We start from the raw sequence: 8,904 nt of genomic DNA on the forward strand, positions 1-8,904 counted from the left end.
GCGGGCGGGTGGTCAGGGTTAGGGGGCTCGCATGAGAGGTCTTGTGCGGGGTACGGGCGGGGTGCCCGGCCGGATGGGCGCCCGGGACGCCGAGCCGGGTGGGCTCGACGCCCGGGCCCGTGGGAGCGGCGGCGCCATCGGGGAAGGTCCGTGCACCGGTCGTGTGGTGCAGGGTAAGGCGCCGCCGCCCTGCATACGAGATCATCGCTCACTCTTCGTCAAGAGTCACCCTTCTCGCGGGATTCCTGGTCAGGAATCACCCGCTTTGGCCTTCGGGGTCTTCCGTCCGGCGGGCTTGGCGGCAGCGGCCGGAGCGGCGAGGTCGGCGGCGTCCGGGGCGGGTGCGGCGGCAGCGGCGGGCTCGGCCTCCTTGTCGATCTTCGGGCCGATGCCGAGCTTCTCCTTGATCTTCTTCTCGATGCCGTCGGCCAGGTCGGGGTTGGTCTTGAGGAAGTTGCGGGCGTTCTCCTTGCCCTGGCCGAGCTGGTCGCCGTCGTAGGTGTACCAGGCGCCGGACTTGCGGACGAAGCCGTGCTCCACGCCGAGGTCGATCAGGCCGCCCTCGCGGCTGATCCCCTGGCCGTAGAGCAGGTCGAAGTCGGCGACGCGGAACGGCGGGGCCATCTTGTTCTTGACGACCTTGACGCGGACGCGGTTGCCGACGGCTTCGGTGCCGTCCTTGAGGGTCTCGATGCGGCGGACGTCCAGCCGGACGGAGGCGTAGAACTTCAGCGCGCGGCCGCCGGTGGTGGTCTCCGGCGAGCCGAACATGACGCCGACCTTCTCGCGGAGCTGGTTGATGAAGATGACGGTGGTCTTGGTCTGGTTGATCGCGCCGGTGAGCTTGCGCAGGGCCTGCGACATGAGGCGGGCCTGGAGGCCGACGTGGCTGTCGCCCATCTCGCCCTCGATCTCGGCGCGGGGGACGAGCGCGGCGACGGAGTCGATGACGACGATGTCGATCGCGCCGGAGCGGATCAGCATGTCGGTGATCTCCAGGGCCTGCTCGCCGGTGTCGGGCTGGGAGACGAGCAGGGCGTCGATGTCGACGCCGAGCTTGGTGGCGTACTCGGGGTCGAGCGCGTGCTCGGCGTCGACGAACGCGGCGATGCCGCCCAGCTTCTGGACGCTGGCGACGGAATGCAGCGCGATGGAGGTCTTGCCGGAGCCTTCGGGGCCGTACACCTCGACGACGCGACCGCGGGGCAGGCCGCCGATGCCGAGCGCGATGTCGAGGGCGATCGCGCCGGTGGGGATCACTTCGACGGGGGCCCGGGCCTCCTCGCCCATCCGCATGACGGATCCCTTGCCGAACTGCCGCTCGATCTGGGCGAGTGCGGTCTCGAGAGCCTTCTCCCGGTCGTTCGCTGCCATGTGAGATGTCCTTCTCGTCGTGACTGTCGGCTCTCGGCCGCTGCTTGCGATGTCGACGGCGACGTTACGGCGGGCCTCCGACACTTTCGAGACTCCGGTGGAATTGTGGATGACGCCGTATCCCCGCACTACCATACCGAACATCAGTTCGACCGACGTCCGATACGCCGATTCGGGCGGAATCTCCGTGCGCTCCACGGTTCTGACCCCGTACGCTGGCGCCGTCCACGGAGGGTTCCCATCATGACGCTGACCGTTCTCTTCTGCGTCGATCCGCTCCACCCTCGGCGCGTTGACCCCCATTTCTCCCGCGAGGCCGCGGCCGTCCGCGACCACTACGGCGAGATCGCCCTGATCGACCATGACGCTCTGCGGCGCGGCGACGTGGACGACGCGGTGCGCGCGGTGCCGTCCGATCTGGGTCCCGTCTGGTATCGCGGCTGGATGCTCACGGGCGACGAGTACGCCGCGGTGTCCGCGTTGCTGAAGCAGCGAGGGACGATGCTGCTCACGCACCCGGACGACTACCGGCGGGCGCATGAACTGCCTGGCTGGCACGACACGTTCGCCGGCCTGACCCCGCACAGTGTGTGGCGGCCCCTCGGCGTCGGTCAGGACCCTGGCGACCTCAGTGAGCTGGGTGAGCTCGTCAAGCCGTTGAGGGGCGGGCCCGGCATCGTCAAGGACTACGTGAAGTCGTGCAAGCACGAGTGGGAGGAAGCGTGTTTCGTCCCCGATGTGAAGAACCTCGCCCAGCTCCACAACATCGCGTCCAAGATGGTGGCGTTGCGGGACGACCATCTGGCGGGCGGTCTCGTCGTGCGCGAGTTCGAGGAGTACGACGGCGACGGTGAGGCGCGCGTGTGGTGGGTGGACGGCGAGCCCGCCCTGGTGGGCCCGCACCCAGACAGCCCCGGCATGGAACCCGATCCCGTGTTGGACGCGGTAGCGCCAGCCGTGCGCGCCCTGGGCTGCCGGTTCATCACGACAGATCTCGCACGTCGGACCGACGGCGCGTGGCGTGTCGTGGAGGTCGGCGACGGCCAGGTCAGCGATCTGCCGTCGTCCGTGGACGCGATGGACCTCTACGCGCATCTGCCCGTCCCCGACTGACCGCCCGGGCCAGCTGCGTCCCGCACCGCATTCCGCTGTAGGCCCCCCCGCAGAGCGTCAGGGGCGCGGCACCGCGTCTACTGCAGTCTTGAGGGGACGTTGAAGGTCGCGACGACGGCGTGCCAGACCTTCTTGGCGGATTCGCCGTCGGCGAGGGCCTGTTCGATGGTGCGGCCGTCCAGTTCGGCCATCACGTAGTCCTTGGCGACGCTTTCGGCGTAGGCCTCGCCGAACTGCTGCCGCATCCGATCCCAGAAGACTGTGAGCCGCACCTGTCCACGCTATCCGACAGAACGGTCCTGCAAGGACTGCCTGATCTCGCCGGGGACCGCAGGAGGAGCGCCCTGGCGGTACTGGCGGTGAAGCCCTGTCAGGTAGCGCTCGACTGCTTCGATGACGCGGGCCGTCCGGTAGGAGGGGAAGACGTCGAACGCGTGCTGTGCCCCCTTCATCTCGGCGTAGATGACGGGTGCCTCGGAGACGTCCCTTAGCCGTTCGACGAATCGGCGTGCCTCCGCCACGGGGATGAGCGAGTCACGGTTTCCATGGATGACGAAGAACGGCGGCGCGTCCTCGCGCAGGTACGTGACCGGGGACGCCTTGGCGTACACGTCGCGGTTCTCGGCGAACGGCCGCTTGACCACTATCCGTTCCAGGAAGTGCATCGTCCCCGCGGGCCGTGGCCAGGGACCGGCGTCGACGAGGTTGTAAATCCCATAGAAGGGCACTGCGCCCTGCACGGTGGTGTCGGCGTCTTCAAAGCCGGGCTGGAATTCGGGCTCGTTCGCGCTCAACGCGACCATCGCGGTGAGGTGTCCGCCTGCCGAACCACCGGTCACGCACAGGAAATCAGGGTCGGCGCCGTACTCCTCTGCGTGCTCCTTGTACCAGGCGACGAAGTGTTTCAGGTCGATGAGGTGGTCCGGCCAGGTGGCGCGCGGGCTGAGCCGGTAGTTGACGTTGAAGCCGACCCATCCCTGGACGGCCATGTGGTTGAGCAGCGGCAGTCCCTGCTCGCGTTTGTCGCCGATGATCCATGCGCCGCCGTGGATCTGCATGAGCCCTGGGCGCAGTTCGCCGCCGGAGCGTTCGCCTGCGTAGACGTCCAGCTTCAGGCGTAGCCGTCCCTCCTGCCGGTAGACGACGTTGCGTTCGACGTGCACGCCCTTGCGCGGAATCAGGCAGAGCGGCGGGACGACCAAGTGCGGAAGCGGGTAACGGGGTGCGCCCTCCGGATCCAGATCGAGGGGCGCTCCGCACTCGCGCAGGGTGACGACCGTACGGCGGGACGCGACGAGTGTGGCCGCGATGCCCGCCATGCCGAGGATCGTCAGGACGAGGCCCGTCCAGCCGGCCCAGCCGTTCAGCCCGCCTAGGGCTGCGGTGAGCGCGGTCGCGGCGGCCCAGGTGACGAGCACTTGCGGTGCCAGTTCGATGGTCAGCCAGCCGTAGAAGAAGCTCGGCGCGACCAGCACGGCGCTGCGCCGGGGGACGTGGGCGTTCACGGCCAGAAGCGCGATCAGGAGGCCGAGGGCGAGGAGGACGTAGGGCATCGGGACTCCCTGTGGGACTGGTGTCCTACCCGTAGACCTTGCCCGGACAAGCGCTTGCTTACAACGTGACGCACGCCACTCCGCCGCGTTCTGTCGGACCCGCGAGGCAGTATGGCCGCATGGGCGGTGACGTGCTCGAACGATTCTCTCCGGCGACCCGGGCCTGGTTCTCCGGGGCCTTCGCCGCGCCCACTCCCGCCCAGGCCGGCGCGTGGGAGTCGATTTCGAGCGGCGACAGCACGCTGGTCGTGGCGCCGACCGGGTCCGGCAAGACCCTGGCGGCGTTCCTGTGGTCCCTCGACCGGCTCGCCACGGCGCCCGCCGACGAGGATCCGCTGCGGCGCTGCCGCGTCCTGTACGTGTCGCCGCTGAAGGCGCTCGCCGTAGACGTGGAGCGCAACCTGCGCGCACCGCTGACGGGCATCCGGCACGCGGCGCGCAGGCTCGGCCTGCCCGAACCCGGCGTCCGCGTCGGGATGCGGTCGGGCGACACTCCCGCCGACGAGCGCCGCCGCCTGGCCCTCAAGCCGCCCGACATCCTGATCACGACGCCCGAGTCGCTGTTCCTGATCCTCACCTCGCGGGCGCGCGAGTCGCTGCGCGGCGTCGAGACGGTCATCGTGGACGAGGTGCACGCCGTGGCGGGCACCAAGCGCGGCGCGCACCTGGCGCTGTCCCTCGAACGCCTCGACGCGCTCCTCGAACGTCCCGCGCAGCGGATCGGCCTGTCCGCGACCGTCCGTCCGGCCGACGAGGTCGCGGCGTTCCTCGGCGGATCGAGGCCCGCGACGGTCGTCCAGCCGCGCTCCGACAAGGTCTTCGACCTCGACATCGTCGTCCCCGTCGAGGACATGGGCGAGGTCAGCCAGTTCGTCGACGACTCCGGCGCGGCCGACCCGCGCCAGCGCAGCATCTGGCCCCATGTCGAGGACCGCCTGCTCGACCTCATCGAGGCGCACCGTTCGACGCTCGTGTTCGCGAATTCGCGGCGGCTGGCGGAGAGGCTCTGCGGACGGCTGAACGAACTCGCCTACGAACGCGCCACAGGGGCTCCTCTGCCCGAGAACCACTCCCCTGCGGAAATGATGGCGGAGGCGGGGTCGTCCAGAGGTGCGCCGCAAGAAATCGCCCGCGCGCACCACGGTTCCGTCTCCAAGGAAGAGCGGGCCGGTATCGAGAACGCCCTGAAGGAGGGGCGCCTTCCTGCGGTCGTGGCGACGTCCAGCCTGGAACTGGGCATCGACATGGGCGCCGTCGATCTGGTCGTCCAGGTGGAGTCGCCGCCGTCGGTGGCCAACGGGCTCCAGCGGGTCGGACGCGCGGGCCACCAGGTCGGCGCCGTGTCCAAGGGCGTCATCTTCCCCAAGTACAGGGGCGACCTCGTGCAGACGGCGGTCGTGGCCGAACGCATGCGCGGCGGCGAGATCGAGGAGCTGCGCTACCCGCGCAACCCTCTGGACGTCCTCGCCCAGCAGATCGTCGCGATGGTCTCCATGGACGAATGGACCGTCGACGACCTGGATTCGATGGTCAAACGCGCCGCCCCCTACGCCACACTCCCCCGTTCGGCACTTGAGGCGACCCTCGACATGCTCGCCGGGCGCTATCCCAGCGACGAGTTCGGCGAACTGCGTCCACGCCTGGTCTGGGACCGTGTTACCGGTGTTCTGCGCGAACGTCCAGGAGCGCAGCGGCTCGCGGTGACCAGCGGCGGGACGATCCCAGACCGCGGCCTGTTCGGCGTCTTCCTCGTCGGCGAAAAGGCTTCGCGGGTGGGGGAACTCGACGAGGAGATGGTGTACGAGTCGCGCGTCGGCGACGTTTTCGTGCTCGGCGCCAGCTCCTGGCGCATCGAGGACATCACGCCCGACCGTGTGCTCGTCTCGCCCGCGCCAGGCCAGCCGGGCAAGCTGCCGTTCTGGCACGGCGACACCCTCGGCCGTCCCGCCGAGTTGGGCCGCGCGCTCGGATCGTTCACCCGCGAACTGGCCGGCCTGCCCGCCGACGACGCCCGCGAACGCGTCTCCGCCGCCGGGCTGGACGACTGGGCGTCCGCCAACCTCGTCTCGTACGTCAACGAGCAGCGGGAGGCCACCGGTCACATTCCCGATGACCGCACGATGGTCGTCGAACGGTTCCGCGACGAACTCGGTGACTGGCGCATGGTCGTCCACTCGCCGCTTGGCGCGCGCGTGCACGCACCGTGGGCGCTCGCCATTGCGGGGCGTCTGCGCGAACGCTACGGCGTCGACGCGCAGGCCATGCACGCCGACGACGGCATCGTCATCCGCATCCCCGACATGGACGAACCCCCCGGCCTCGACCTGGCCGTCTTCGATGCCGACGACATCGAACGCGTCGTCGTGGACGAGCTGGGCGGTTCAGCGCTGTTCGCGGCCCGGTTCCGTGAGTGCGCGACGCGTTCGCTGCTCCTTCCCCGGCGCCGTCCTGACAAGCGGATGCCGCTCTGGCAGCAGCGCCAGCGCGCAGCGCAGCTCCTGGCCGTCGCCAGCAAATACCCGTCGTTCCCCATCGTGCTGGAGACGATGCGGGAGTGCCTGCAGGACGTGTTCGACGTCCCCGGCCTAGTGCAGCTCATGCGCGACATGTCGGGACGCAAGGTCCGCATGGTCGAGGTGGAGACGCCTGAGCCGTCGCCCTACGCGCGTTCTCTGCTGTTCCACTACATCGGCGCGTTCATGTACGAGGGCGATTCACCCCTCGCCGAACGCCGCGCCCAGGCGCTCGCGCTCGATTCCGCGCTTCTCGCCGAGTTGCTCGGGCAGGCCGATCTCCGTGAGCTGCTCGATCCCGACGCGGTCGCCGAAATCGAACGCGAACTCCAGCGTCTCGCCGCCGATCGCCGCGCCCGCGACCTGGAGGGCGTGGCCGACCTCCTCCGCACCCTCGGCCCGCTCACCACGACCGAGGCCGCCGAACGAACCCTCCCCGCGGGCGTCCCCGCTGTCACACCCGAGTCCATTGCAACCGCCACCGAAGCCAGTGCGAGCACGTCCCGCAGCGACGACCCGGACGCCAACGAGACACGCGAAGCCACCCCCACCGGCGAGGAGAAGGCCGAAGGTCACGGCCACGCCGCCGGAAAGACCGGCTCGGGTGCGCCCGGCGCCGTGCTCGTGCAGGTGTCGCGATGGCTGGCGGAGCTTGAGGCGACACGGCGCGCGATCCGCGTGAGGATCGCCGGCGAGGAGCGCTGGGCCGCCATCGAGGACGCCGGACGGCTCCGCGACGCTCTCGGCGCGCCGCTGCCCGTGGGCGTCCCAGAGGCGTTCCTCGAACCGGTCGACGACCCGCTCGGCGACCTGATCTCCCGGTACGCGCGCACGCACGGCCCGTTCAGGCCGGGCGATCCAGCCACGCGCTTCGGCCTCGGCACCGCCGTGGTCGTGGAGACGCTGCGGCGGCTTTCGGGCGCGGGACGGGTCGTCGAGGGCGAGTTCCTGCCCGTCCAGTCCGTGACGGGCCCCCTCACCAGCGAATGGTGCGACACCGGCGTGCTGCGGACGCTCCGGCGCCGCTCCCTGGCCCGGCTGCGCGCCGAGGTCGAGCCGTCGCCGCCGGAGTCGCTCGGCCGTTTCCTCCCCGTCTGGCATGGGATCTCCGGCGGTTCCCGGCTGCGCGGGATGGACGCGCTCGTCCAGGCGATCGAGCAGCTCCAGGGCGCGGCGGTGCCCGCGTCCGCGCTGGAGTCGCTGATCCTGCCGTCCCGGGTGCCCGGCTACAGCCCGGCGATGCTGGACGAGCTGACGTCCGCGGGCGAGGTCGTGTGGGCGGGCCAGGGCGGACTGCCGGGCGGCGACGGCTGGGTGGCGCTCTACCTGGCCGACACCGCGCCGCTCCTCATGCCGGAACCCGCGGAGATCACGCTCACACCCGCGCACCAGGCCGTCCTGGACACGCTCGGCGACGGCGGCGCGCTGTTCTTCCGGACGCTGTCCGACCGGGTGAACCAGGAGCTCAGCGCCAACGACGCCGACCTCGTCATGGCCGTGTGGGACTTGGTCTGGGCCGGTCATCTCACCAACGACACCCTGGCTCCGCTGCGCGCGGCACTCGGCAGTGGCCGTCCTACGCATCGTTCTAGGACGACCCGTCGTGGACGCCCCGTTCTGCCGTCCAGGACGGGCCCGCCCACGGTCGCCGGACGCTGGTGGCCGCTCCCAGAACGCGAGTCTGGTGCGACGCTGCGCTCGCACGCTCTCGCCGAGGCGCTGCTGGAGCGGTACGGCATCGTCATCCGCGGCGCGGTCGCGGCCGAACGCACCCCTGGCGGGTTCTCCGCCGTCTACCCGGTGCTGCGCGCGTTCGAGGAAACCGGCCGTTGCCGTCGCGGATATTTCGTGGAGGGCCTCGGCGCCGCCCAGTTCGCGCTCCCGGGTGCCGTCGACCGGCTCCGCGCGCTCCGTCCGGCGTCGACTCCCCCGGACGACATCTCGGCGCTCTGGGAAAGCCCTCGCAAACCCGACAACCGGGCACTCATCCTGGCGGCCGCTGACCCCGCCAACCCGTACGGCGCGGCGCTGCCCTGGCCCGAACGCGACGACGAGGTCGCCAGCGGCCACAAGCCGGGCCGCAAGGCCGGAGCCCTCGTCGCCCTGGTCGAGGGACGGCTCGTCCTCTACGTCGAGCGCGGCGGCCGGACACTTCTGACCTGGGACGACGACCCCGACGTGCTACAACCCGCCGTCGACGCACTCGCCCTGGCCGTCCGCGAGGGCGTGCTGGGCAAACTCACCGTCGAACGCGCCGACGGCACCGCGATCACCGATTCCCCTCTGGCCGCCGCCCTGGAGTCCGCCGGCTTCCACCCAACCCCCCGCGGCCTCCGCCTCCGCGCCTGACC

General features: G+C 70.5%; 6 protein-coding genes. 2 read left to right on the plus strand and 4 right to left on the minus strand.

All coding sequences use genetic code 11. The annotated features are described in order from the left end of the window. Together E1287_RS45170 and recA are read right to left on the minus strand one after the other, a co-directional pair. Positions 1-205 (minus strand): hypothetical protein (locus E1287_RS45170; protein WP_207934747.1); only part of this gene is annotated, 205 nt, incomplete at its 3' end. Between the two features lie 44 nt (positions 206-249). Further along, positions 250-1,374 carry a recombinase RecA gene (recA, locus tag E1287_RS39995; protein WP_131970823.1) on the minus strand — a complete coding sequence of 375 codons (1,125 nt, stop codon included), beginning with the start codon at positions 1,372-1,374 and terminating at the stop codon, positions 250-252. A 243-nt stretch (positions 1,375-1,617) separates the two neighbouring features. Here recA and E1287_RS40000 point away from each other — a divergent pair, with 243 nt between their 5' ends. Beyond that, positions 1,618-2,487: an ATP-grasp domain-containing protein gene (locus tag E1287_RS40000; RefSeq protein ID WP_131970825.1), complete on the plus strand. Its 870-nt coding sequence runs from the start codon at positions 1,618-1,620 to the stop codon at positions 2,485-2,487. 77 nt (positions 2,488-2,564) lie between these two features. On the opposite strand, the gene E1287_RS40005 is transcribed toward E1287_RS40000, so the two are convergent. Together E1287_RS40005 and E1287_RS40010 are read right to left on the minus strand one after the other, a co-directional pair. Next, entirely contained in the window at positions 2,565-2,759 is a 195-nt protein-coding gene (locus E1287_RS40005; RefSeq protein WP_131970827.1) for a DUF3046 domain-containing protein, read from the minus strand. Between the two features lie 9 nt (positions 2,760-2,768). Next, positions 2,769-4,040 (minus strand): alpha/beta hydrolase, encoded by a 1,272-nt coding sequence (locus E1287_RS40010; RefSeq protein WP_131970829.1) that lies wholly within the window; start codon positions 4,038-4,040, stop codon positions 2,769-2,771. 119 nt (positions 4,041-4,159) lie between these two features. On the opposite strand from E1287_RS40010, the gene E1287_RS46115 reads away from it, so the two are divergent. After that, positions 4,160-8,902 carry a DEAD/DEAH box helicase gene (locus tag E1287_RS46115; protein WP_243719765.1) on the plus strand — a complete coding sequence of 1,581 codons (4,743 nt, stop codon included), beginning with the start codon at positions 4,160-4,162 and terminating at the stop codon, positions 8,900-8,902. The last annotated feature ends 2 nt before the right edge of the window (positions 8,903-8,904 follow it).

The sequence above is a fragment of the Actinomadura sp. KC06 genome, from assembly GCF_004348735.1.
GTDB lineage: Bacteria > Actinomycetota > Actinomycetes > Streptosporangiales > Streptosporangiaceae > Spirillospora.

Excerpts from the sequence above, each read along its gene's own strand:
- E1287_RS40000 (WP_131970825.1), top strand. The coding sequence starts at position 1,618 with ATGACGCTGACCGTTCTCTTCTGCGTCGATCCGCTCCACCCTCGGCGC.
- E1287_RS40010 (WP_131970829.1), bottom strand. The coding sequence starts at position 4,040 with ATGCCCTACGTCCTCCTCGCCCTCGGCCTCCTGATCGCGCTTCTGGCC.
- E1287_RS46115 (WP_243719765.1), top strand. The coding sequence starts at position 4,160 with ATGGGCGGTGACGTGCTCGAACGATTCTCTCCGGCGACCCGGGCCTGG.
- recA (WP_131970823.1), bottom strand. The coding sequence starts at position 1,374 with ATGGCAGCGAACGACCGGGAGAAGGCTCTCGAGACCGCACTCGCCCAG.